Source organism: Mesobacillus campisalis, assembly GCF_000986785.1.
In the GTDB taxonomy this organism is placed as follows: domain Bacteria; phylum Bacillota; class Bacilli; order Bacillales; family Cytobacillaceae; genus Mesobacillus_B; species Mesobacillus_B campisalis.
Genome location: NZ_LAYY01000002.1, coordinates 81,877 through 107,199, shown reverse-complemented (window position 1 = coordinate 107,199; position 25,323 = coordinate 81,877). Strand labels below are relative to the sequence as shown.

Sequence of the window (25,323 nt, the reverse complement as noted above, 5' to 3'; positions counted from 1 at the left end):
ATGAAAAATACAAATAACCTGACTCCAAGGCAAATTGTTGAACGGCTCGACCAATACATCATTGGGCAAAAAGAGGCCAAAAAGGCCGTGGCGGTAGCCTTGAGGAACCGATATCGCCGAAGTCTCCTTTCGGAAGAAATCAGGGACGAAATCTCCCCGAAAAACATTTTGATGATTGGACCTACAGGTGTTGGCAAGACTGAAATTGCCAGAAGAATGGCAAAAATGGTAAGAGCTCCTTTTGTGAAGGTTGAGGCTACGAAATTCACGGAGGTCGGCTATGTCGGCCGGGATGTTGAATCCATGGTCCGTGATTTGGTTGAAACGTCTGTCCGCCTTGTAAAGGAAGAAAAAATGCAGGGTGTCAAGGAACGGGCGGAAGAAAACGCCAACCGGCGCCTGGTCGAATTGCTCGTCCCTTCGGCCAAGAAATCAGCCAATTATAAAAATCCGCTGGAAATGCTGTTCGGCGGGGCGGCCCAGCAGGAGCAGGATAACTCTTCAGCGACGGAAGACATGAACTTAAGGGACCGTCGAAGGGCTGTGGAGCTAAAGCTTCAGCAAGGCGAACTCGAGAATGAGGTTGTGACTGTTGAAGTGGAAGAACAGACTCCTTCGATGTTCGATATGCTTCAGGGTTCGGGCATGGAACAGATGGGAATGAACATGCAGGACGCGCTTGGAAACCTAATGCCGAAGAAACGGAAAAAACGCAAACTTCCTGTCAAAGAGGCTAGAAAGGTGCTGGCAAATGAAGAAGCACAAAAATTGATCGATATGGACGAAGTTGCCCAGGAGGCGACTGTCAGGGCTGAGCAGACAGGAATCATATTCATCGACGAGATTGACAAGATTGCCAGCAAAAGTTCAGGCGGATCATCGGCCGATGTCTCCCGCGAAGGCGTCCAGCGTGATATACTGCCGGTTGTGGAAGGTTCAACCGTTGTCACAAAATATGGCCCGGTCAAAACAGACCATGTTCTGTTCATTGCAGCAGGTGCTTTCCATATGGTAAAGCCATCTGATTTGATACCGGAACTTCAGGGCCGCTTTCCAATTCGGGTGGAACTGACCAAACTCACTGTGGACGACTTTTACCGGATTCTTGTGGAGCCTGATAATGCACTTACAAAACAATATGAAGCATTATTGGAAACAGAAGGTATACAAATTGAATTTTCTGACGATGCTATACGTAAATTAGCTGAGGTTGCGTATGAGGTGAACCAGAATACCGACAATATTGGGGCGAGAAGGCTGCACACCATTCTTGAGAAATTGCTTGAGGATTTAAGCTTTGAGGCTCCTGATATTACAATGGAAAAGATAGTGATCACTCCCCAGTATGTGGAGGAGAAACTCGGCGCGATTTCCCGCAACAAGGATTTGAGCAGGTTCATCCTGTAAACATCCGTTTTGTCACATGGTGTTATGGGTAGACAAAAAATGAACCATGTTCCCGGAAAATTCACTGATATAAGAAGCAACACAAATGGTAGATTTGTTTATGCAAATAGGAGGAAGAATTAAATGGACTTATTGTCGAAAACTAGAAAAATCAATGCATTGCTGCAAAAGGCTGCTGGAAAGCCGGTAAATTTCAAGGAAATGTCTGAGACATTATCCGAAGTCATTGAAGCAAATATCTTTATTGTAAGCCGCCGCGGAAAGCTGCTTGGCTTTGCCATCAATCAGCAGATTGAAAACGAGCGTATCAAAAAAATGCTTGAAGACCGCCAGTTCCCGGAAGAGTATACTCAAGGCCTGTTCAATATCCACGAGACATCTTCAAACCTGGATGTGGAAAGTGAATACACCATCTTCCCGGTTGAAAACAAAGACTTGTTCAAGAATGGCTTGACGACAATTGTTCCAATCATCGGAGGCGGTGAGCGTTTGGGGACCCTGCTGCTAGGCCGCGTAGAAGCGCCATTCCGTGATGATGATCTGATTTTGGCTGAATACAGCTCCACAGTTGTCGGCATGGAAATCCTTCGCGAAAAAGCGGAAGAAATCGAAGAGGAAGCACGCAGCAAGGCTGTCGTACAGATGGCAATCAGCTCCCTTTCCTACAGCGAGCTTGAAGCGATTGAACATATTTTTGAAGAGTTGAATGGCAAGGAAGGCTTGCTTGTCGCTTCCAAGATTGCCGATCGTGTGGGCATCACACGTTCCGTGATCGTAAACGCACTGCGCAAGCTGGAAAGCGCAGGGGTCATTGAGTCTCGTTCACTAGGAATGAAAGGTACCTACATCAAGGTCCTGAATGACAAATTCCTTCTCGAGCTTGAAAAGCTGAAATCTAATTAAGTTGAGCTTTAAAAATCCTGTTCCCCAGAACAGGATTTTTTATGGGGAATTCCAAACCAGTACTTGATTGTGGACTCCTCATGTGCTATAGTATTAAACGGTGTTAATACACACGGTCATGGATTTGGGCGGATGGTGCTGTTCCAACAGTTTTCGCTCAAAGAGGAAATGGCCGGAGGCAAACAAAAACCATTAGGAGGAAAAATCATGTCAGTCATTTCAATGAAGCAATTGCTTGAAGCTGGTGTACATTTCGGTCACCAGACTCGCCGCTGGAACCCTAAGATGAAGAAATATATCTTCACTGAGCGTAACGGCATCTACATCATCGACCTTCAAAAGACAGTTAAGAAGGTAGAGGAAGCTTACAACTGGGTAAAAGAATTAGCTGCTGAAGGCGGTACTGTTCTTTTCGTTGGTACAAAGAAACAAGCTCAGGACTCTGTGAAAGAAGAAGCAGAACGTTCTGGCATGTACTATGTTAACCAGCGCTGGTTGGGCGGAACACTAACAAACTTCGAAACAATCCAAAAGCGTATTGCGCGCCTTAAAGATATCGAAAGAATGTCAGAAGACGGAACTTTTGAAGTTCTTCCGAAGAAAGAAGTTGTTCAATTAAGAAAAGAGCAAGAGCGCTTGGAAAAATTCCTTGGCGGTATCAAAGATATGAAGAGCCTTCCTGATGCTCTTTTCATCATCGATCCACGCAAAGAGCGCATTGCAGTTGCGGAAGCTCGCAAACTGAACATTCCAATCGTTGGTATCGTTGATACAAACTGCGATCCAGATGAAATCGATGTTGTCATCCCTGCAAACGACGATGCAATCCGCGCGGTTAAATTGTTGACAGGCAAAATGGCAGATGCGATTCTTGAAGCAAAACAGGGCGAAGAAACAGCAGAACCTGTTGAAGCTTAAGCTAGAAATGGGGAAAGGTGATATAGGGATACCCTTTATCACCTTTTTTTAGAGTTTAAAACTCTAGATTAATGAGAAAATAGGCAATAGGTACATACCGACAAAAATTAAGGAGGAATAAACGATATGGCAATTACAGCACAAATGGTTAAAGAACTTCGTGAAAAAACTGGCGCTGGAATGATGGATTGCAAGAAAGCCCTTCAAGAAGTAGATGGAGACATGGAAAAAGCAATTGACTTCCTTCGTGAAAAGGGAATTGCGAAAGCAGCAAAGAAAGGCGACCGCATTGCAGCTGAAGGTCTTGCTTCCGTAGTTGTTGAAGGAAACGAAGCTGTCATCCTTGAAGTCAACTCTGAAACAGACTTCGTAGCGAAAAATGAAGGGTTCCAGAATCTTGTGAAAGAGCTTGGTGCTCATATTCTTAAAAACAAGCCTGCAACGGTTGAAGAAGCTAATGCTCAAACAATGGACAACGGTGCAACAGTTGAAGCCCACATTAATGCAGCAATCGCTAAAATTGGTGAAAAGCTTTCCCTTCGCCGTTTCGAAGTAAAAACCAAAACAGATGCCGATGCATTTGGTGCTTACCTTCATATGGGAGGACGCATTGCGGTCCTGACTGTTCTTGAAGGAACTACTGATGAAGCAGCTGCTAAGGACGTTTCCATGCATATTGCGGCGATCAATCCTAAATACGTTTCCCGTGACGAAGTTTCCCAGGAAGAAGTTGAGCGCGAGCGTCAGGTTCTGACTCAACAGGCGCTGAACGAAGGAAAGCCGGAAAACATCGTGGCGAAAATGGTTGAAGGACGTCTTGGCAAGTACTTTGAAGATGTCTGCCTTCTTGATCAGTCATTCGTAAAGAATCCTGATCAGAAAGTACGCCAGTTTGTTGAATCCAAAGGCGGCACTGTCCGTGAGTTCGTTCGCTACGAAGTTGGCGAAGGAATCGAGAAGCGCGAAGACAACTTCGCTGAAGAAGTAATGAACCAGGTAAACAAGAAATAATAATGTGAATGAAACAATCAGGGAACACTTTGTGTTCCCTGTTTTTGAAATAAATTCTTTTTTACATAAATGGAGGTTTCTATGAGCAGCCCAAAATACAAACGTGTTGTCTTAAAGTTAAGCGGAGAGGCTTTAGCAGGGGAACAAGGCTTTGGCATCAACCCTACTGTCATTAAGAATGTAGCCAGCCAGGTCAAGGAGCTTGCCGACCTTGGTGTCGAGGTAGCGGTTGTAGTTGGAGGCGGCAATATCTGGCGCGGCAAGATTGGTGAAGAGATGGGCATGGACCGGGCAACAGCGGATTATATGGGGATGCTGGCAACCGTCATGAATTCACTTGCTCTTCAGGACAGCCTTGAGCATGAAGGTGTGGAAACGCGGGTTCAGACGTCCATTGAGATGCGCCAGGTCGCCGAACCATACATCCGCAGACGTGCGATCCGCCACCTTGAGAAAACCCGTGTTGTCATCTTTGCTGCTGGCACCGGCAACCCATATTTTTCAACAGATACAACAGCAGCCTTAAGAGCGGCAGAAATTGAAGCCGAAGCGATTCTGATGGCCAAGAACAATGTCGATGGTGTCTATTCAGCAGATCCTCGGACCAATAAAGATGCTGTGAAATATGATGAACTTTCTTACCTTGATGTCATTAAGGAAGGCCTGGCAGTCATGGACTCCACCGCTTCTTCCTTATGTATGGACAACGACATCCCATTGATTGTATTCTCTATTATGGAGGAAGGTAATATTAAGAGAGCCGTTATGGGTGAAAAAATCGGAACTATTGTGAGGGGGAAATAATCATGCCAAAACAAGTCATTGAAAAGGCAAAGGACAGAATGAGCAAAGCCATCCAGGCTTACACACGCGAGTTGGCAAGCATCCGTGCAGGCCGCGCAAGCGCGTCTCTTTTAGACAGGATCACTGTTGATTATTACGGAGCGCCTACACCTGTTAACCAGCTTGCTGGTATTTCCGTTCCGGAAGCAAGGCTTCTGGTCATCCAGCCTTATGATAAATCCATCCTGGGTGAGATTGAGAAAGCTATCATGAAATCGGATCTTGGCATCAATCCTACAAGTGATGGATCCATCATCCGTCTGGCGATTCCTCAATTGACAGAAGAACGCCGCCGGGAACTGGCTAAGCAAGTGAAAAAAGAATCTGAAGAAGCCAAAGTAGGCATCCGCAATATCCGCCGTGATGGCAACGACGAACTTAAAAAGCTTGAGAAAAACGGTGAAATTACTGAGGATGCTCTTCGCGGCTACTCCGAGGACATTCAAAAGCTGACGGACGAATTCATTAATAAAATCGACCAGATTACGAAGGATAAAGAAAAGGAATTACTGGAAGTTTAGCTTTGACAGCCAGATTGTAATGTGAAAATTCCAATATGAAAAGCCCCCTTGCAATGGGGGTTTTTTCATAGGCCTGAAAAAACATGGCAGGATGGGATATTCTGATTGAGAATCGGTCTACATAGTATTTATAGAGATATCTTTTTTCATTTTTGGTATGATAGGAACATACGGAAATCAGGGCGCCAACCATTACCTGTTATTTCCTGTTGGAGCCACGTTTATCCTACCTTAGGGGAGCTGTCTTATGTTAAACAAACTAAATCCCTGGAAGACCCAGAATAAAGCTTCCAGCCTTAATGAACGAATCTTGCAAGTAAAGTCACAGGAACCGCCTTCGCATATCGCAATCATTATGGATGGAAACGGCAGATGGGCACAAAAGAGATCACTGCCGAGGATTGCTGGCCATCATGAAGGGATGAAGGTCGTTCGCAAAATCACCAAGCTTGCCAGTCAGCTCGGGGTTAAAACGTTGACAGTCTATGCGTTTTCGACGGAGAACTGGAAGCGGCCAAAACGGGAAGTAGACTTCCTGATGAAGCTTCCCGAGGAATTTCTTGGCACCTATCTTCCCGAACTTGTTGAAGAAAATGTCAAAGTAACAATGATGGGCTACAAAGACAAATTGCCGCCCCATACGCAGAGAGCGGTCGAAAAGGCCATGAAGGACACCAAGGATAATACCGGCCTGACTTTGAACTTTGCGCTGAATTATGGAAGCAGGGCAGAGATACTGGATGCAGTCAAGGACGTTTTAAATGACTGCAATAAAGGCACACTGGAAGTGGGCGAACTGGATGAAGAGACTTTTTCCTCTTATCTGATGACCTCATCCCTGCCGGATCCAGACCTGCTGATCCGAACGAGCGGAGAAATACGACTGAGCAATTTTATGCTTTGGCAGCTTGCCTACTCGGAGTTTTGGTTCACTGATGTATTGTGGCCGGATTTCAGCGAGGAGCATTTTGTCGAGGCCATCGAAGTATTCCAAAGCCGCCAGCGGCGATTTGGAGGAGTATAATAAAGGTGTTGATTAGATGAAGCAAAGAATTATAACAGGGGTCATTGCAGCAGCCGTTTTTCTTCCGATCGTCCTTTTTGGCGGTTGGCCGTTCGTGCTGATGGTTTACCTGCTGGCATCTGTGGGCCTGTACGAAGCACTGAAAATGCGCAATATAAAAATATGGTCAATACCAGGCATCATTTCACTAATCTTGCTATGGATATTTCTTATTCCAAGCGATTATCATGAAATCCTGGCTGACATGAACTACAGCAAAATCGAACTTACCCTTTTTGCAGTGCTATTATTTCTAACTTATACCGTTGTGACAAAAAACCGGTTTACCTTCGATGATGTAGCCTTTTCCATAATGGCAACCCTTTATGTGGGGATAGGCTTTTACTATTTCATTGAAACAAGAGCCAGTGATAATGGGCTGACGTTTGTGTTTTATTCCTTGTTCCTGATCTGGGCGACAGATTCAGGGGCCTATTTCATCGGCAGGGCCATCGGCAAGAATAAGCTCTGGCCGGAAATCAGCCCGAATAAAACAAGGGAAGGCTTCTTTGGCGGAATTGTATGTGCCATGATTGTCGGTCTGCTCTTCGGCTTGTTTGCCGAAATGAATGTACCGTTGCTGCTCCTGCTTCTGGCAACCGCAGTGCTGTCCATCTCCGGGCAGGTTGGCGACTTGGTCGAATCAGCCATGAAACGGCATTACCATGTCAAGGACTCGGGAAGGATCCTTCCCGGCCATGGAGGAATTTTGGACAGGTTCGACAGCCTGCTGTTCGTCCTGCCTCTGCTTCACTTCATGAATATGCTGTAGAATGGGAAAAAGGCTTCATCCGCAGTGAAAAGCACTGCTGTGTGTTATTAATAGGAGTGAAATGAGTGAAAAAAATCAGTTTATTAGGAGCAACAGGGTCCATCGGGGTCCAAACGCTCGATATCATCAGAGAACATCCTGCAGAGTTTAAGCTTGTCAGCCTGTCGGCCGGCCGGAATCTAGAACTTGTCCGCAAGGCTGTTGCCGAGTTTCAGCCTGAATACGTGTCGGTGCAGGAAAGAGGCGACAGCGACAAGCTCAAGGCTGAATTCCCCGGCCTGAAAATTGGCTATGGACCAACAGGGCTTGAAGAGGCAGCCGTTTATTCAAACGCTGATATTCTTGTAAATGCCGTCCTCGGAAGTGTCGGACTGTCTCCAACCCTTAAGGCCATTGAGGCAGGCAAAACCATTGCGATTGCCAATAAAGAGACACTTGTAACAGCAGGACACCTTGTTATGGAAGCTGCCAAAAAGCATGGAGTGCCCATCCTGCCAGTGGACAGTGAGCACTCGGCCATTTATCAGGCTCTTCAAGGTGAAAGGGCGAAAAATATTGAGCAGTTGATTTTAACGGCCTCGGGAGGAAGCTTCCGCGACCGTACGAGGGAAGAACTGGTTGGAGTGACGGTGTCAGAGGCTTTGAACCACCCCAACTGGTCAATGGGTGCAAAAATTACGATTGATTCGGCTACCATGATGAACAAAGGGCTAGAGGTGATTGAGGCACATTGGCTTTTTTCCATGCCTTACGACCAGATCTCGGTGCTCCTTCATAAGGAAAGCATCATCCACTCCATGATCGAGTTTCATGACTCCAGCATCATCGCCCAGCTGGGGACTCCGGATATGAGAGTTCCAATCCAGTATGCCCTTACCTATCCGGACCGTCTCCCTTTGCCATCCGGCAAGAGGCTGAATCTGGCGGAGATAGGGAAATTGCATTTTTCACAGATGGATTTTGACCGGTTCCGCTGCCTAAAGTTTGCCTTTGATGCCGGCAGGGCCGGCGGGACCATGCCTACGGTTTTAAATGCAGCGAACGAGGCGGCTGTCGCGGCTTTCCTGGAAGGGCGGATCACATTCCTTCAAATCGAGGATTTGATTGAAAAGATGCTTGATTCCCATGAAAACATCCTTAATCCCGATTTGGAAACCATAAAAGCCATTGATGAAAAAACCAGACAAGATGTAAGCATCCTTATCCCTTAAAAAGGTGGTTATCTAATGAGTACAGTCATTGCCTTTATCGTCATTTTTGGCGCTCTCGTATTCTTTCATGAGCTGGGCCATTTAATTTTTGCCAAGCGGGCCGGCATCCTTTGCCGCGAGTTTGCCATCGGCATGGGGCCAAAGGTATTCTCCACGACGAAAAACGAAACGACCTACACGATCCGGCTGCTGCCAATTGGCGGTTTTGTCAGGATGGCAGGCGAAGACCCGGAAATGGTGGAAATTAAGCCGGGGTACCGGATTGGCCTGCTGTTTAACAGGGATAATCAGGTGGACAAAATCATCTTGAACAACAAAGACAAGTATCCCGATGCCCGCATTATCGAGGTTGAGCAGGCGGACATTGAGCACAAGCTTTTCATCAATGGCTATGAAGATGGTGACGATGAAAAGCTGCAAAGGTTCGAAGTCAGCCCTGAAGCAGTGCTTGTGGAAAATGGGGTGGAGAGCCAGATTGCTCCTTATGACAGGCAATTTGCTTCCAAGACTCTGGGCCAAAGGGCCATGGCCATCTTTGCCGGGCCGTTGTTCAATTTTATCCTCGCGCTTGTCGTTTTCATTATCATCGCATTATTCCAGGGAATGCCTTCAAATGAACCAATGCTTGGAAAGCTTGCACCGGATGGCTCGGCGCTTGAAGCGGGGCTGCAGGAAGGCGATATCGTCCACAGCATCGAAGGGTCCGAAATATCCAGCTGGACAGATGTGGTTGAAATCATCCAGAAAAATCCAGGTGAAAATCTTGAATTCGTTGTTGAGCGAGGCGGAGAAACCTTGGAAATTTCGGTGACGCCAGCTGCCCGCGAAGTTGAGGGTCAGACCATCGGAATCATTGGTGTCTACAGTCCGGTAGAAAAATCGCCGCTTAAAGCGGTCGTTTATGGGTTTGAAGAGACCTACAACTGGACCGTGCTGATTATTACATCCGTAGGAAAGCTGATCACAGGTCAATTTTCAATTGATGCCCTTTCCGGACCGGTTGGAATTTATGAATCGACCAGCATTGTCGCCCAATCCGGAGTTTGGTATCTGATGAGATGGGCTGCGGTGCTCAGCATAAACCTCGGGATTATGAACCTCCTGCCGATCCCTGCACTTGATGGGGGAAGATTGATGTTCTTCGCTGTCGAGGCAGTAAGAGGCAAGCCGATTGACCGCCACAAAGAAGGAATGGTCCACTTTATCGGATTTGCCCTGCTGATGCTGCTGATGCTTGTGGTCACCTGGAACGATATCCAAAGGTTCTTCCTGTAAGGAAGCTGCACGATACCATCCCGGTCTCCATCCGGGATGGTATCGTCTCTCTTTTTTGCCGTTTTTTATTTTATAGATGAGGTGTATAACTAATGAAACAAAGCATGACCTTAATACCGACGCTGCGCGAAGTACCGTCTGATGCTGAAATCAAAAGCCATCAGCTTCTGTTGAGGGCAGGATATATCCGCCAGAATACAAGCGGAGTCTACTCGTATATGCCGCTCGCAAAAAGAGCGCTGCAGAAAATCGAAAACATCATCCGCGAGGAAATGGATAATGCAGGGGGAGTTGAGCTTTTAATGCCTGCCCTCCAGCAGGCTGAGCTATGGCAGGAATCTGGCAGATGGTATACGTACGGACCTGAACTAATGAGGCTGAAGGACCGTCATGAACGCGATTTTGCTCTGGGGGCCACCCATGAAGAAGTGATTACCAGCCTGGTACGCGATGAAGTGAAATCCTACAAGCGTCTTCCGCTGACTCTCTATCAAATCCAGACCAAATTCCGGGATGAGAAACGCCCCCGCTTTGGATTGCTTCGCGGCCGCGAATTCATCATGAAGGATGCCTATTCCTTCCACTCATCCCAGGAAAGCCTTGATACTGTGTACGAGCTGCTCTTTAAAGCCTATTCAAATGTCTTCTCGCGCTGCGGGCTCGACTTCCGTGCGGTAATTGCCGATTCAGGCGCAATGGGAGGAAAGGACACTCATGAATTTATGGTCCTTTCCGATATCGGCGAAGACACAATCGCCTACTCCGATACCTCCAGCTATGCGGCCAATATCGAAATGGCGCCAGTAGCCATGGAATATTCGAGGAAGCACGAGGCTGCAAAAGAGCTGGACAAAGTCCTGACAGAAAACCAGAAGACCATTGCAGAAGTGTCGGAATTCCTGAAGGCAGGTGCGAAGGACTGCATCAAGTCCCTGCTATTCAAGGTGGATGATTCCTATGTGCTCGCCCTTGTGCGCGGAGATCACGAAGTGAATGACATCAAGCTTAAAAACCTGCTTGGAGCGGCTACGGTCGAACTTGCTGATGCCGAAGATACAAAGCGGATTCTCGGCTGTTCTGTCGGTTCAATTGGGCCAATCGGCGTGAAGGATGTAGAGGTTGTTGCCGACCATGCCGTAGCAGCTGTCGTCAATGGAATTTGCGGGGCAAATGAAGAGAATTATCATTATGTGAACGTGAACCCTGATCGCGATTTTGCTGTCAGCAAGTACGCTGATTTGCGCTTCATACAGGAAGGGGATCCATCCCCGGACGGCCAGGGAAACATTTTGTTTGCCAAGGGCATCGAAGTCGGCCATATCTTCAAGCTTGGCACGAGATACAGTGAAGCGATGAATGCTGTATACCTTGATGAAAATGGCCGTACCCAGCCGATGATCATGGGCTGCTACGGAATTGGTGTTTCCCGTGTAATGGCTGCTGTAGCCGAACAGTTCAATGATGAAAAAGGTCTCGTCTGGCCGGCTGAGGTCGCTCCGTTCCAGCTGCACTTGATTGCCGTCAATATGAAGGACAACGCCCAGGCCCAAGTGGCTGACGAGCTGTACACAAAGCTGAAAGGTGTACGCTACGATGTCCTGTTCGATGACCGCCAGGAGCGCCCGGGCGTCAAGTTTGCCGACTCCGATCTCATCGGCCTGCCAGTCCGGATTACGGTCGGCAAAAAAGCTGCAGAAGGCATTGTCGAAGTGAAGTCCCGGAAAACGGGAGACATGGAGGAAGTACATGTCGACCAGCTTGAAGAAACCATTGCCAAACTTTTAAAAGGATAAGGACACAGGTGAGTGATTCACCAATTGAAAAAGCGGGCATCCATCCCTATGGTGGGTGTCCGTTTTTATGCAACGCAACTCCTAATCATTTCCTAGTATTTCTCGCCACTGTAAGCCAATCAGCTTACTATTTTATGATATAATAACTGTTGCTAAAAAAATCACAGGATGATTTTCAAATAGATAGGAGGGACATGATGACAGATCTTTCCTCTAAAAAGAAAGAGAGTTTCCAGGTGCTTCTGCAGCAGCTTCAGCTGACAGATGATGCTGAAGCTCAATTTTTCTATAATGCCTTGATTGACAGGGTGAATATAGAAAAAAAGTCGAAGAAATGGCATTTTTATTTTCAGTTCGAAAAGATTATTCCTTGCAGTCTGCTGACAAGGTTCAGGACGCAGCTGGAGAAGAAATTCGCACATATAGCGACCGTTTCATACACAATCCATGTGCTTGAGCAAAACATTAGCGAGCAGCTTGTCCACGATTACTGGAAGAACTGTATCCTGGAAATTGATGGTATTGCTCCTCCGTTACTGAAGCTGTTAAACGAGCAGCTCCCCAGGTTACAGGGGAATAAGCTAATCCTGAATGTCCGCAATGAAATGGAAGGCCTCACAATCAAACGGAAGTATTCCAGCCTTATCGCCGATATTTTTCAGTCTTTTGGTTTTCCTGCTATGGCGATCGATACCGAAATAATAGAGAATGCATCTTCCACGGAATTTGAAGAATTCCAAAAAGCGAAGGCAAAGGAAGACCAGGAACGTGCTTTGATGGCGATGGTGGAAATGCAGAAGAAAGAAGCGGAAAAAGACCAGGGTGACGGCTTACCGGATGGTCCGGTTACCATCGGGTTGACCATCAAGGATGACGCCGATTTTCGCCGGCTCGAGGAAATTGTGGATGAAGAACGCCGGGTGACGGTTGAAGGATATGTATTCCATGCGGAGACGAAAGAGCTGCGCAGCGGACGAACGCTATTAACATTTAAAATCACCGATTACACAAGCTCGATCATGGTTAAAATGTTCTCCCGCGACAAAGAAGACGCAGCCATTTTCCAGCACATCTCAAAAGGCATGTGGCTGAAGGTCCGGGGAAGCATCCAGAATGACACCTTTGTCCGCGACCTTGTCATGATTGGGAATGATGTGAACGAAATAAAGCCAAAACTTCGCCAGGACACTGCACCAGAAGGCGAAAAAAGGGTTGAACTTCATCTCCATACACCGATGAGTCAGATGGATGCGGTCAGCAGTGTTAGTTCCCTCGTAGCACAGGCGAAAAAATGGGGACATAAAGCTGTCGCCATTACCGACCACGCTGTAGCCCAATCCTTCCCTGAAGCATTCGGGGCAGGCAAGAAAAATGATATTAAAATCCTATATGGCGTTGAAACCAATCTGGTAGACGACGGTGTGCCAATCGCCTACAACTCGGTCCACCGGCTGCTGGCGGAAGATACATTTGTGGTCTTTGACGTTGAGACTACCGGTTTGTCAGCTGTCTATGACACCATTATTGAACTTGCCGCCGTTAAAGTGAAAGACGGTGAAATCATTGACCGGTTTGAATCGTTTGCCAATCCGCATCACCGGCTGTCAGCAACCATTATTGAACTGACGGGGATTACCGATGATATGGTAGAAAATGCTCCAGAAGTGGACGATGTCCTTCGGCGCTTCCATGAATGGACAGGGGATTCCATCCTTGTTGCCCACAATGCATCATTTGACATGGGCTTTTTAAATACTGGCTACAAAAAAATCGGCCTTGGAAAGTCATCCAATCCGGTTATTGATACGCTTGAACTTGGACGGCTCCTGTATCCGGATATGAAGAACCACCGTCTGAATAACCTGGCCAAGAAACTGGATGTCGAACTAACCCAGCATCACCGTGCCATTTACGATGCGGAAGCAACAGGGTACATCCTGATGAAAATGCTCAAGGATGCGCTGGAGAAGGGAATACAGTACCATGACCAGCTGAATGACTATATGGGCCAGGGGAAGGCCTACCAAAGGGCGCGTCCGCATCATTGCACGATTTTGGCACAAAACGAGACCGGCTTGAAAAATCTGTTCAAGCTAGTATCGATCTCCCATCTGGAGTACTTCTACAGGGTGCCCCGCATTCCAAGGTCCATACTTGAAAAACACCGGGAAGGCCTTTTAATCGGCTCTGGCTGCGACAAGGGCGAAGTTTTTGAGACGATGATGCAAAAGTCGAAGGAAGAGGCGGAAGAAGCCGCTTCATTCTACGATTATCTAGAGGTCATGCCAAAGCAGGTTTATGCCCATTTGATCGAGCTTGAACTAGTCCGTGATGAAAGGTCACTCGAACACATTATCACGAATATTGTCAAAATCGGCGAAAAGCTCGATATTCCAGTTGTCGCAACAGGAAATGTCCATTACCTGAATGAAAATGACAAGATATACCGTAAAATTCTGGTCAATTCCCAGGGCGGTGCCAATCCGCTCAATCGCCACCGGCTTCCGGATGTGCATTTTAGGACGACGAATGAAATGCTTGATGCATTTTCATTTCTAGGACCGGAGAAGGCGAAGGAAATTGTTGTGGCCAATTCCAATAAAATTGCCGATATGATTGATGTGATCAAGCCAATCAAGGACGACCTGTATACTCCGAAAATCGATGGCGCAGATGAAGAGATGCGCAACATGAGCTATGCGATGGCAAGAAGCATCTACGGGGATGAACTGCCTGAAATTGTCGAAGCCAGGCTTGAAAAAGAATTGAAGAGTATCATTGGCCATGGATTCGCGGTTATTTACCTTATATCCCACAAGCTTGTTAAAAAGTCGCTTGACGATGGCTACCTTGTTGGATCCAGGGGATCGGTCGGCTCTTCGTTCGTTGCGACGATGACCGAAATTACCGAGGTGAACCCGCTGCCGCCGCATTATGTCTGTCCAAAATGCAAAAAGTCGGAGTTCTTTAATGACGGGTCCGTCGGTTCCGGTTTTGACCTTCCCGATAAGGATTGCCCTGATTGCGGAATCAAATATAAAAAAGACGGCCACGACATTCCGTTTGAAACCTTCCTTGGTTTCAAGGGGGACAAGGTGCCCGACATCGATTTGAACTTTTCCGGTGAATACCAGCCAAGGGCGCACAATTATACAAAGGTGCTTTTTGGCGAGGACAATGTGTACCGTGCGGGAACCATCGGAACCGTCGCGGAAAAGACGGCCTACGGGTATGTAAGAGGTTATCAGAATGATAACAATCTGCACATGCGCGGTGCCGAAACCGACCGTCTTGTCGCAGGATGCACCGGCGTTAAACGAACAACGGGTCAGCATCCCGGTGGAATCATCGTTGTCCCCGACTATATGGATATCTATGATTTCTCGCCGATTCAATACCCAGCTGATTCAGCGACATCGGAATGGCGGACAACGCACTTTGACTTCCATTCCATCCATGACAACCTGCTAAAGCTTGATATTCTTGGGCACGATGATCCAACGGTCATCAGGATGCTTCAGGACCTGAGCGGAATTGATCCAAAGACGATCCCGACTGACGACCCGGAAGTCATGAAAATTTTCTCGAATACCGAATCTCTCGGAGTGACAGAAGAGCAGATCATGAGTAAAACCGGTTCTTTGGGTATCCCGGAATTCGGGACAAGGTTCGTCCGCCAGATGCTTGAGGATACTAAGCCGACAACCTTTTCGGAACTCGTGCAAATCTCCGGGCTTTCCCATGGTACCGACGTCTGGCTTGGAAATGCACAGGAACTGATCCACAACAACGTCTGTACGCTTAGCGAAGTAATCGGCTGCCGTGATGATATCATGGTCTACCTGATCTACCAGGGACTCGAACCATCATTTGCCTTTAAAATTATGGAATCGGTCCGTAAAGGTAAAGGCCTGAGCGATGAGATGGAAGAAGAAATGCGCAAGAACAAGGTGCCTGAGTGGTATATTGATTCTTGTAAAAAGATAAAATACATGTTCCCGAAAGCCCACGCCGCAGCTTATGTTTTAATGGCTGTCAGGATTGCTTATTTTAAAGTGCACCATCCGCTCCTGTATTATGCAGCCTATTTCACGGTACGGGCGGAGGACTTTGATGTTGACGCAATGGTTCGCGGATCGCAGAGCATAAGGGCCAAGGTTGAAGAGATCAATGCAAAAGGACTTGATGCTTCAACCAAGGAAAAGAACTTGATGACGGTTCTTGAATTGGCACTCGAAATGTGTGAGCGGGGCTTCTCCTTCAAGAAGGTGGACCTTTACCGTTCAAGTGCGACAGATTTCATTATCGATGGCGACTCGCTCATCCCGCCGTTCAATTCCATCCCGGGATTGGGTACAAACGCGGCAATCAACATCGTAAAGGCTCGCCAGGAAGGGGAATTCCTTTCGAAGGAAGACCTCCAGCAGCGCGGGAAAGTGTCCAAGACCATCATTGAGTTTTTGGATAACCATGGCTGCCTGGAAGCACTGCCAGACCAGAACCAGCTGTCATTGTTCTAATTTTTAAGGTATTGAGAGGCTCATGCTTGGGCCTCTCTTTTTAATTTTGTTCGGTAAAAACAGAATAACGAAAAAGAGAGAGTGTGCTAGGGGAATTTGAGTTATTAGGCTTCGTTGGCGCAAAAAAGGAAGAGAGTAACTGGGGGAATTGCGTTAATAGCGGTCGTTGGCTTAAAAAGATAGAGTGTAGTTGGACGAAATTGCGTTAATAGCCTTCATTGGCGCAAAAAAGAGAGAGCGGCTGGAGGACATTGCTTTAATAGGCTTCATTGGCGCAAAAAAGGGAGAGAGTAACTGGGGAAATTGCGTTAATAGCGGTCATTGGCTTAAAAATGGAAAGAGGCGGCAGTGGAATTGAGTTAATAGGGTCGTGGGCTGTACAAATTGTGACCCTACGCGTTTCAATGGCCAAATTGGAGCCCCCGGTGCCAGAGTTTTGATTCGCGAGTCGCCAATAGGCCTGGTTGGAGCCCCTAGCGTCTCCGTTTTAATTCGAGCGGTCGCCAATAAGCCTGGTTGGAGCCCCTAGCGCCTTCGTTTTAATTCGAGCGGTCGCCAATGGGCCTGATTGGAACCCCTAGCGCCTCCGTTTTAATTCAAGCGGTCGCCAATAGGCCAGATTGGAGCCCATAGCCACTTTGGTTTTGTTTCGCCCGGTCACTTATAGGCCAATGTAGAGCTCGGGCCTGCCCGTCCCCTCCGCTTTCCTATTGTCCAGCTCCGCCTCCTAGCCCCTCGGGTCATAAGCCACTCCTGAATTGAAGGCAAAGAGCGCCTTCTATTCAGGAGCGTCTTATGCCAGTCGGGCCTGAACAGTCGGCTCCGCTTTCCTCATTTGCATTAAAATTCTGGTTATGTTATATTTTTATTGGAAATACTAAGGATAACTCTGGCAGACAAGAGTGGGGAAACCCACTCTTTCGTGTTTGTTATGCCCTTTTCGGAGGAATTTGAATACCGGAGAAAGCACCCATTCCACAAAAGGAGGGATAAAAGTGAGCAAAGTGATAGAGACGATTGAGGGCCTTGTGACGCCGATTGTGACGGATCTCGGACTGGAATTGGTTGATATAGAATATGTGAAGGAAGGCAAGAACTGGTTCCTTCGCGTGTACATTGACAAAGATAACGGTGTCGACATTGAAGAATGCGGTTTGGTCAGCGAGCGGCTGAGCGAGAAGCTTGATGCCATCGATCCGATCCCGCACAACTACTTCCTGGAGGTTTCCTCGCCTGGAGCCGAGCGTCCGCTGAAAAAGGAAAAGGATTTTCACAAGGCAATCGGGAAAAACGTATATATCAAAACATATGAACCTATTGATGACGAGAAAACCTTTGAAGGGCTTTTGACAGCATTTGACGGTGAAACGGTGAAGGTCGAGATAAAGATTAAAACCCGCAAAAAGGAAATTGCCATTCCATACACCAAAATTGCCAGTGCCCGTTTGGCAGTCATATTCTGATAACCTGCCGGCAAAAGAAAAGCCTTAGCCTTATGTAGAATTAATGATAGATAATTGAAGGGGGATTTAAATCTCATGAGCAGTGAATTGTTGGATGCTCTGACAGTGCTTGAAAAGGAGAAAGGCATATCAAGGGATGTTTTGATTGAAGCAATTGAAGCAGCGTTAGTCTCAGCATACCGGCGTAATTTTAACCAGGCTCAAAACGTCCGCATCGACTTGAATCTTGCAAATGGTTCCATGCGGGTTTTTGCGAGAAAAGAAGTGGTCGAGGAAGTATTTGATCCCCGCCTGGAGATTTCCCTTGAAGATGCCCAGCGCCTGAATCCCAACTATGCGGTTGAGGATGTAGTCGAACTCGAAGTCACTCCAAAGGACTTTGGCAGGATTGCCGCCCAGACAGCGAAGCAGGTGGTTACCCAGCGGGTTCGCGAAGCGGAGCGCGGCATTATTTACTCCGAATTTATTGATCGTGAGGAAGACATTATGACTGGCATTGTCCAAAGACTGGATGCCAAGTTTATTTATGTCAGCCTGGGTAAAATCGAGGCGATTTTGCCTGTGAACGAGCAAATGCCAAACGAAAGCTACAAGCCTCATGACCGGATCAAGGTGTTCATTACCAAGGTTGAAAAGACCACAAAAGGTCCGCAGATCTTCGTTTCCAGAACGCACCCTGGACTTTTAAAGAGATTGTTCGAAATTGAAGTTCCTGAAATCTACGACGGTACAGTTGAAATCAAGTCTGTTGCCCGCGAAGCAGGGGACCGTTCCAAAATCTCCGTCCATTCCGAAAACGCTGAAGTGGATCCGGTTGGTTCATGCGTCGGCCCTAAAGGAACAAGGGTCCAGGCAGTGGTGAACGAGCTGAAAGGTGAAAAGATCGATATCGTGAAATGGTCCGACGATCCTGTCATCTTTGTTGCCAATGCATTAAGCCCTTCAAAAGTGCTTGATGTGATTGTGAATGAAGAGGAAAAAGCGACAACCGTTATTGTACCCGACTATCAGTTATCCCTTGCCATTGGCAAACGCGGGCAGAACGCAAGGCTTGCTGCCAAGCTTACAGGGTGGAAAATTGATATCAAGTCGGAAACAGACGCTCGTGAAGCAGGGATTTATCCTCGCGAAGACGGCGGGCTTTTGAATGGATACGAAGAAGAAGAAGATTTCTTTGAAGAAGACCAGGATTAAAGGGAAGAGGTAGATGAGCATGAACAGCCGAAAAAAAATTCCGATGCGAAAATGTGTTGCAACTGGCGAAATGAGGCCAAAAAAGGAGCTCATCCGTGTCGTTCGCTCTAAAGAAGGTGAAGTGTCCATCGACCCTACCGGCAAGAAATCAGGCCGCGGCGCGTACCTTTCCAAGGAAAAGGAAGCGGTCCTCCTGGCAAAGAAAAAAGGCATTCTTTCAAAACATTTGGAGGCAGATGTAGAAGAATCGATTTACGATGAGCTTCTTGACCTTATCGAAAAGGAGAAACGACCAATCTGATGAATGATCAGTGGATGTCATTGCTTGGCTTAGCCAATCGAGCACGTAAAATCATTTCAGGTGAAGAACTGGCCGTAAAAGAAATCCGTAGCGGCAGGGCAAAACTCGTTTTATTGTCCAAGGATGCATCTGCCAATACTCATAAGAAGATTACAGATAAGTGTAATTCCTATAAGGTTCCATACAAGTTGGTCGATGACCGGTACAAGCTCGGCCAGTCAATCGGCAAAGACGCCCGTGTGGTAGTAGCCCTATTGGATGATGGGTTTGCCAGGAAACTGTTGACGTTGCTCGATTAATTCTAGCGGGGGTGAAAATATGAGCAAAACACGAGTGTACGAATATGCCAAAAAGCATAATGTATCAAGTAAAGATGTAATTACAAAATTAAAAGAAATGAACATAGAAGTTTCAAACCATATGACAGCAATGGAAAGTGAAACTGTAAGGAGACTAGACGCCATTTATAATAAGGGGAACGACAAACAACCACAGCAGCAGAGAACACAGACCAGCCAAAATTCGGGCCAGCAGAGAGCAGGCCAGGGATCCGGCCAAGGCCAGCAAAGATCTGGCGGCCAGGGACAGCAGCGTCCAGGCCAAGGCCAGCAAAGACCGGCAGGACAGGGGCAGCAGCGTTCAGGTCAGGGACAACAGAGACCAGGCGGCCAAGGCCAGCAGAGATCTGGCGGCCAGGGACACCAGCGCCCAGGCCAAGGCCAGCAAAGACCGGCAGGCCAGGGACAGCAGCGTCCAGGCCAAGGCCAGCAGAGGCCAGCAAGCCAGGGACAGCAGCGTCCAGGCCAAGGCCAGCAAAGACCAGCAGGCCAAGGAGGCGGCCAGGGGGGCAAAAAGCAAGACAAGGATTTCTCCGGGAACAACCGCAACAACAATAACAACCGCGGAAACAACAACAACCGCGGAAACAACAACAATCGCGGCAATAACAATAACAGGTCCCGGCAGAATAACAACCGTGGTAAACAAAATCAATCCCACGCAACCCAGCCACAAATTAAAAAAGAAAGAGAACTTCCAGCCAAAATTACTTTCAGCGAATCACTGACAGTTGGCGAGCTTGCTAAAAAGCTTCACAGGGAACCATCGGAGCTTATCAAGAAGCTGTTTATGCTTGGCGTGATGGCAACCATCAACCAGGATCTTGATAAAGACGCAATTGAATTGATCTGTGCCGATTATGGTGTTGAAGTTGAGGAAGAAGTCCTTGTTGATACAACGGACCTTGAGGTTTATTTTACAATTGATGAAGACGAACAGTTGAGCGAGCGTCCGCCAGTCGTTACCATCATGGGGCACGTTGACCACGGTAAAACATCCTTGCTTGACGCCATTCGCCATACCAAAGTGACCGCAGGGGAAGCTGGCGGGATCACTCAGCATATCGGCGCCTACCAGGTAGTCGAGAACGGCAAGAAAATTACCTTCCTTGATACACCAGGCCACGCTGCGTTCACCACCATGCGTGCCCGGGGTGCTAGAATCACTGATATTACCATCCTGGTAGTGGCAGCTGATGACGGTGTCATGCCGCAAACGGTTGAAGCCATCAACCATGCAAAAGCAGCGAATGTTCCAATTATCGTTGCGATCAACAAGATGGATAAAGAGGCAGCCAATCCAGACCGTGTGATGCAGGAACTAACTGAGCATGCACTTGTTCCGGAAGCTTGGGGCGGCGACACCATCTTCGTTCCAATCTCAGCCTTGAAGGGGGAAGGAATTGACAGCCTGCTCGAAATGATCCTGCTTGTCAGCGAAGTGGAAGAGTATAAAGCCAATCCTGACCGTCCGGCTGTTGGTACCGTTATCGAAGCTCAATTGGATAAAGGCCGCGGTTCTGTTGCAACACTTTTAGTCCAAAACGGAACGCTGAAGGTCGGAGACCCGATTGTGGTCGGAAATACATTTGGCCGTGTGCGTGCGATGGTTAACGATCTTGGCCGCAGGGTAAAGGAAGCAGGACCATCCACACCGGTTGAAATTACTGGGTTGAATGACGTACCGCTTGCCGGAGACCGCTTTGTCGTGTTTGAGGATGAAAAGACAGCACGCCAGATTGGGGAAGCACGTTCAAGCCAGGCTGTCCAGGCACAGCGCAGCGAGAAAGCAAGAGTCAGTCTCGATAACTTGTTTGAACATTTGAAACAAGGGGAAATGAAAGACTTAAACCTTATTGTTAAGGCCGACGTTCAAGGTTCAGTGGAGGCTGTCGCTGCGGCACTTCAGAAATTGGATGTTGAAGGAGTCAATGTGAGGATCATCCATACTGGCGCTGGCGCCATCAATGAATCCGATATTACCCTTGCGGCTGCCTCCAACGCCATTGTCATCGGGTTCAACGTCCGTCCGGACACGAATGCGAAGCGCGCGGCAGAATCAGAAGAAGTGGATATCCGTCTTCACAGGATCATCTACAAGGTCATTGAAGAAATTGAGTCAGCGATGAAAGGAATGCTTGATCCTGTTTACCAGGAAAAAGTCATTGGGCAGGCTGAAGTCCGCCAGACCTTCAAAGTATCAAAAGTTGGTACAATTGCAGGTTCGTATGTCACAGATGGGAAAATCACCCGTGACAGCGGCGTCCGCCTGATCCGCGACGGCATCGTGATTTTTGAAGGGGAAGTCGATGCCCTGAAGCGTTTCAAAGATGATACGAAAGAAGTCAGCCAGGGATATGAGTGCGGAATTACAATCAAAAACTTCAATGATCTTAAAGAAGGCGATGTAATTGAAGCATATATCATGGAAGAAGTGGAACGTTAATGATTGTAGGGCTCGCTGCCTGCGAGTGTATCATTTATGACGCCCATTCCTTAAAAGAAAAGCGGGCTGTCCTGCAGCGCATCATTACAAGACTGAAACAAAGGTACAATGTTTCCGTTTCAGAGGTCGATTACCAGGATGTCTGGCAGCGGACCAAAATCGCCATTGTGGCGGTTTCCGCTGCAAGGCAGGCAACCGAGAGGGAATTGCAGAACGCCCTTCAGATGATCGATTCGTTTCCAGAGATTGAACGAACCATTACAGAAATAGAGTGGCTTTAAGAGGACGAGGTGATCAGACATGGCCCATAGAGTCAATCGTGTTGGAGAACAAATGAAAAAAGAACTTGGCGATATTATCGGACGCAAGATCAAGGACCCGCGCATCGGGTTCGTCACGGTAACTGATGTCGAAGTGACAGGAGATCTCCAGCAGGCAAAAGTGTTTATCTCCGTTTTGGGCGATGACGTGCAGAAGGAAAATACCCTAAAGGCGCTAGCCAAGGCGAAAGGGTTTATCCGCACGGAAATCGGGCAGCGGATCCGACTCCGGAAAACACCGGAGATTACATTCGAGTTCGACCAGTCGATCGATTACGGCAACAGGATTGAAACGCTGCTTCATCAGGTCCAGAATGAAGACAAAGAGAGCGAAAATCAGGATAAGGAATAGATGGATAGACATTATGTCTATCCATTTTTTTCAGGTGTAAAAGTTCTGAACCCATGCGACAGGAAGGTGAACGAGTTGGAAGGCATTCTGCCATTATACAAGCCAGCGGGAATGACGTCCCATGATTGTGTATTCCGGCTGCGCAAGATTTTAAAAATGAAGAGGATTGGCCATACAGGGACGCTCGACCCGGACGTGACCGGTGTCTTGCCAATCTGTATCGGCAGGGCGACGAAGGTTGCCGAATACATAACAGACGCGGGAAAGGCATACGAAGGGGAAGTGACGCTTGGCTTCTCAACAACGACGGAGGACGCATCCGGGGAGACAGTAGAGGCGCAGGATGTTGACCGGGATTTTTCCCGAGAGGAAATCCTGGAGGTGCTTGAAAGCCTCACTGGAGAAATTCAACAAACCCCTCCGATGTTTTCTGCCGTAAAGGTAGCAGGAAAAAGGCTTTATGAATATGCGCGCCAGGGAATTGAAGTGGAGCGCCCGACAAGGAAAGTAACCATCCATCAGATTGAACTGCTTGATGACCGGCAAGTTTTTACAGGAAAGAATATTTCGTTCCGCTTCCGGGTTGCCTGCAGCAAAGGAACGTATATCAGGACGCTTGCGGTGATGATTGGGGAGCAGCTCGGATATCCTGCGCATATGTCATGGCTTCAAAGGATACAGTCAGCTGGCATGGAGCTTGAGGACTGTCTGACATTCGAGGAAATCGAGGAATTGATGGGAAAAGGTGAAATTCAGCAGGCGCTCAGGCCCCTTGAGGACGGGATTTCCTATTTGCCCAAATATCAAATAAGTGATAAAGTAGCAGAGAAAGTGAAAAATGGCGCTTTATTGGATATTCCTGAAGAACTGGCTGCCGAAGATGGGCCAATTGCTGTAGGATTGGCAAATGGGACCGTTTTGGCCATTTACCGCAAGCACCCGCGCAAACCAGGCCTGCTTAAGCCGGATAAAGTCCTACGGAATGAGTAAAACGCTGTTTATACAGGCTTTGTCGGAAAAGGTGAGCATCATGGAATTGATTAAACTGAACCATCCTAATTCATATAAAAGAGAAGATTTCCCGCCACTGGCCTTGGCGATGGGCTATTTTGACGGCGTCCATCTTGGCCACCAGGAAGTCATTAAGTCGGCTATAAAAGCGGCTGAAGACAATGGGCTCAAAAGTGCGGTCATGACGTTCGACCCCCATCCATCTGTGGTCCTGGGCAAGAGCATCAAGCATGTTGAATACATTACCCCGCTCGAGGAAAAGGTTGCGATTATCGAACAGCTGGGTGTTGATTACCTTTTTATTGTCCATTTTACTCATGAGTTTGCGGGACTGCTCCCGCAGGAATTCATTGACGGCTATGTGATCGGCCTGAATGCCAAACAGGCGGTTGCAGGATTTGATTTTACATACGGCAAAATGGGAAAAGGGACAATGGAAACCATCCAGTTTCATTCCAGGGGCCAGTTTGATTATACGGTCGTTCCCAAACTTTCCACCAGCGGGGAAAAAATCAGCTCTACAGCAATCCGTACCCGTCTCAAGGCAGGGGAAATGGACAAGATTCCCGGCCATCTAGGCCGCTGGTATACCACTTCCGGCACGGTTGTCCACGGCGATAAGCGAGGGCGCACCATCGGCTTTCCAACTGCCAATGTGGACGTAAATAAGGACTACATCCTACCGCCAATTGGTGTATATGCCGTTAGGATTATGGTTAAGGGCGATTGGCATCAAGGAGTATGCAATCTTGGCTACAAGCCGACGTTTAAGGATGAGAAAGCCAGCAGGCCAAGCGTTGAGGTCTATATTTTTGATTTCAATGAGGAAATCTATGGGGAACAAGTGGTGGTCGAGTGGCACCTCCGCATCCGCTCCGAAAGAAAATTCGCAGGCATTGACCAGCTTGTGGAACAAATCGGCAAGGATAAGGAGGAAGCCAAAAGCTACTTTGAAAATTCTCTTCGCTAGACTTGCTTTTTACAGCAAAAAGTTGTATTCTAATAGACGTACCAAAAATGAACCTTTGCTTGGCAAGTCGAGTCACCGACGCTTGCTCGGTAACAGGGGATATATTACAGGAGGTGAACCCGGATGGCAATCACTAAAGAACGTAAAAACGAACTGATCAGCGAGTTCAAAGTTCATGAAAATGACACTGGATCTCCAGAAGTTCAAATCGCTGTCCTGACTGAAGAAATCAACAGCTTGAACGAGCACTTGCGCGTTCATAAGAAAGACCACCACTCTCGTCGCGGTCTTCTAAAAATGGTAGGTAAGCGTCGTAACCTTTTGACTTACCTTCGAAACAAAGACGTTTCACGTTACCGTGAACTAATCAACAGGCTTGGTTTGCGTCGATAATTTTTACAAAAGCGGGATTTTTTCCCGCTTTTTTATTGTGTAATAAACTAAATTAAGTATAAAATTACTTACATAACCTTTATTGCTTATTAGAGATGGTTTTTTCGGTACATAATAAATAATGAGGCATTTCCTCGGGACAGGCTGATGGCTCCGGGGCAAACGATGTTTTAATTTTTTTGAGACAGGTAAAGTTTGAATAGGACAGTTTTTATACTGATGCTATACAGGAATGCTTGCAGCTGAAAAGGATACTTGACCAGCTGCCAATAGGATTTAGGTAAGAGAGGGGCTTAAT

The 25,323-nt window shown here is 47.4% G+C and carries 22 protein-coding genes; all 22 read left to right on the top strand.

Annotated elements, in window-relative coordinates:
* Entirely contained in the window at positions 1 to 1,407 is a 1,407-nt protein-coding gene (gene hslU / locus WQ57_RS02495; RefSeq protein ID WP_046522149.1) for an HslU--HslV peptidase ATPase subunit, read from the top strand.
* Positions 1,408 to 1,530: 123 nt separating this feature from the next.
* Complete coding sequence (gene codY, locus WQ57_RS02490; RefSeq protein WP_046522148.1) at positions 1,531 to 2,310, top strand: GTP-sensing pleiotropic transcriptional regulator CodY; 780 nt, start codon at positions 1,531 to 1,533, stop codon at positions 2,308 to 2,310.
* A 207-nt stretch (positions 2,311 to 2,517) separates the two neighbouring features.
* Positions 2,518 to 3,228, top strand: a complete 711-nt coding sequence (rpsB, locus tag WQ57_RS02485; protein WP_046522288.1) for a 30S ribosomal protein S2 — start codon at positions 2,518 to 2,520, stop codon at positions 3,226 to 3,228.
* A gap of 126 nt (positions 3,229 to 3,354) precedes the next feature.
* Entirely contained in the window at positions 3,355 to 4,239 is an 885-nt protein-coding gene (gene tsf, locus WQ57_RS02480) for a translation elongation factor Ts (RefSeq protein WP_046522147.1), read from the top strand.
* 81 nt (positions 4,240 to 4,320) lie between these two features.
* Positions 4,321 to 5,043 carry a UMP kinase gene (gene pyrH / locus WQ57_RS02475; RefSeq protein ID WP_046522146.1) on the top strand — a complete coding sequence of 241 codons (723 nt, stop codon included), beginning with the start codon at positions 4,321 to 4,323 and terminating at the stop codon, positions 5,041 to 5,043.
* A 2-nt stretch (positions 5,044 to 5,045) separates the two neighbouring features.
* Positions 5,046 to 5,603 carry a ribosome recycling factor gene (gene frr, locus WQ57_RS02470; protein ID WP_046522145.1) on the top strand — a complete coding sequence of 186 codons (558 nt, stop codon included), beginning with the start codon at positions 5,046 to 5,048 and terminating at the stop codon, positions 5,601 to 5,603.
* A 247-nt stretch (positions 5,604 to 5,850) separates the two neighbouring features.
* Positions 5,851 to 6,627: an isoprenyl transferase gene (locus tag WQ57_RS02460; RefSeq protein ID WP_046522143.1), complete on the top strand. Its 777-nt coding sequence runs from the start codon at positions 5,851 to 5,853 to the stop codon at positions 6,625 to 6,627.
* 16 nt (positions 6,628 to 6,643) lie between these two features.
* Complete coding sequence (locus WQ57_RS02455) at positions 6,644 to 7,438, top strand: phosphatidate cytidylyltransferase (RefSeq protein ID WP_046522142.1); 795 nt, start codon at positions 6,644 to 6,646, stop codon at positions 7,436 to 7,438.
* A gap of 65 nt (positions 7,439 to 7,503) precedes the next feature.
* A complete protein-coding gene (gene dxr, locus WQ57_RS02450; protein WP_046522141.1) occupies positions 7,504 to 8,649 on the top strand; it encodes a 1-deoxy-D-xylulose-5-phosphate reductoisomerase in 1,146 nt (381 codons plus the stop codon).
* A gap of 15 nt (positions 8,650 to 8,664) precedes the next feature.
* Positions 8,665 to 9,924, top strand: coding sequence for an RIP metalloprotease RseP (rseP, locus tag WQ57_RS02445; RefSeq protein WP_046522140.1), 1,260 nt, complete (start codon positions 8,665 to 8,667; stop codon positions 9,922 to 9,924).
* A gap of 92 nt (positions 9,925 to 10,016) precedes the next feature.
* Positions 10,017 to 11,717, top strand: a complete 1,701-nt coding sequence (locus tag WQ57_RS02440) for a proline--tRNA ligase (protein WP_046522139.1) — start codon at positions 10,017 to 10,019, stop codon at positions 11,715 to 11,717.
* A gap of 197 nt (positions 11,718 to 11,914) precedes the next feature.
* On the top strand, positions 11,915 to 16,237 hold the full coding sequence (locus WQ57_RS02435) for a PolC-type DNA polymerase III (protein ID WP_046522138.1): 4,323 nt from the start codon (positions 11,915 to 11,917) through the stop codon (positions 16,235 to 16,237).
* Between the two features lie 995 nt (positions 16,238 to 17,232).
* Positions 17,233 to 17,700 carry a ribosome maturation factor RimP gene (gene rimP / locus WQ57_RS02430; RefSeq protein ID WP_046522137.1) on the top strand — a complete coding sequence of 156 codons (468 nt, stop codon included), beginning with the start codon at positions 17,233 to 17,235 and terminating at the stop codon, positions 17,698 to 17,700.
* 75 nt (positions 17,701 to 17,775) lie between these two features.
* On the top strand, positions 17,776 to 18,894 hold the full coding sequence (gene nusA, locus WQ57_RS02425) for a transcription termination factor NusA (protein WP_046522136.1): 1,119 nt from the start codon (positions 17,776 to 17,778) through the stop codon (positions 18,892 to 18,894).
* Between the two features lie 19 nt (positions 18,895 to 18,913).
* Positions 18,914 to 19,195: an RNase P modulator RnpM gene (gene rnpM, locus WQ57_RS02420; RefSeq protein WP_046522135.1), complete on the top strand. Its 282-nt coding sequence runs from the start codon at positions 18,914 to 18,916 to the stop codon at positions 19,193 to 19,195.
* Positions 19,195 to 19,494, top strand: coding sequence for a YlxQ family RNA-binding protein (locus WQ57_RS02415; RefSeq protein WP_420912369.1), 300 nt, complete (start codon positions 19,195 to 19,197; stop codon positions 19,492 to 19,494). Before rnpM ends, WQ57_RS02415 begins: the two co-directional genes overlap by 1 nt.
* 19 nt (positions 19,495 to 19,513) lie before the next feature.
* The gene (gene infB / locus WQ57_RS02410; protein ID WP_046522133.1) at positions 19,514 to 21,979 is read left to right on the top strand and encodes a translation initiation factor IF-2; all 2,466 of its coding nucleotides are present in this window, start codon (positions 19,514 to 19,516) and stop codon (positions 21,977 to 21,979) included.
* Complete coding sequence (locus WQ57_RS02405; RefSeq protein WP_084820129.1) at positions 21,979 to 22,260, top strand: DUF503 domain-containing protein; 282 nt, start codon at positions 21,979 to 21,981, stop codon at positions 22,258 to 22,260. The genes infB and WQ57_RS02405 overlap by 1 nt, the downstream gene beginning before the upstream one ends.
* A 19-nt stretch (positions 22,261 to 22,279) precedes the next feature.
* The gene (gene rbfA / locus WQ57_RS02400) at positions 22,280 to 22,651 is read left to right on the top strand and encodes a 30S ribosome-binding factor RbfA (RefSeq protein WP_046522132.1); all 372 of its coding nucleotides are present in this window, start codon (positions 22,280 to 22,282) and stop codon (positions 22,649 to 22,651) included.
* Between the two features lie 75 nt (positions 22,652 to 22,726).
* Positions 22,727 to 23,641 (top strand): tRNA pseudouridine(55) synthase TruB, encoded by a 915-nt coding sequence (truB, locus tag WQ57_RS02395; protein WP_046522286.1) that lies wholly within the window; start codon positions 22,727 to 22,729, stop codon positions 23,639 to 23,641.
* Between the two features lie 40 nt (positions 23,642 to 23,681).
* Positions 23,682 to 24,632 (top strand): bifunctional riboflavin kinase/FAD synthetase, encoded by a 951-nt coding sequence (gene ribF / locus WQ57_RS02390; protein WP_046522131.1) that lies wholly within the window; start codon positions 23,682 to 23,684, stop codon positions 24,630 to 24,632.
* A 123-nt stretch (positions 24,633 to 24,755) separates the two neighbouring features.
* Positions 24,756 to 25,025, top strand: a complete 270-nt coding sequence (rpsO, locus tag WQ57_RS02385; protein WP_046522130.1) for a 30S ribosomal protein S15 — start codon at positions 24,756 to 24,758, stop codon at positions 25,023 to 25,025.
* Positions 25,026 to 25,323: the final 298 nt, after the last annotated feature.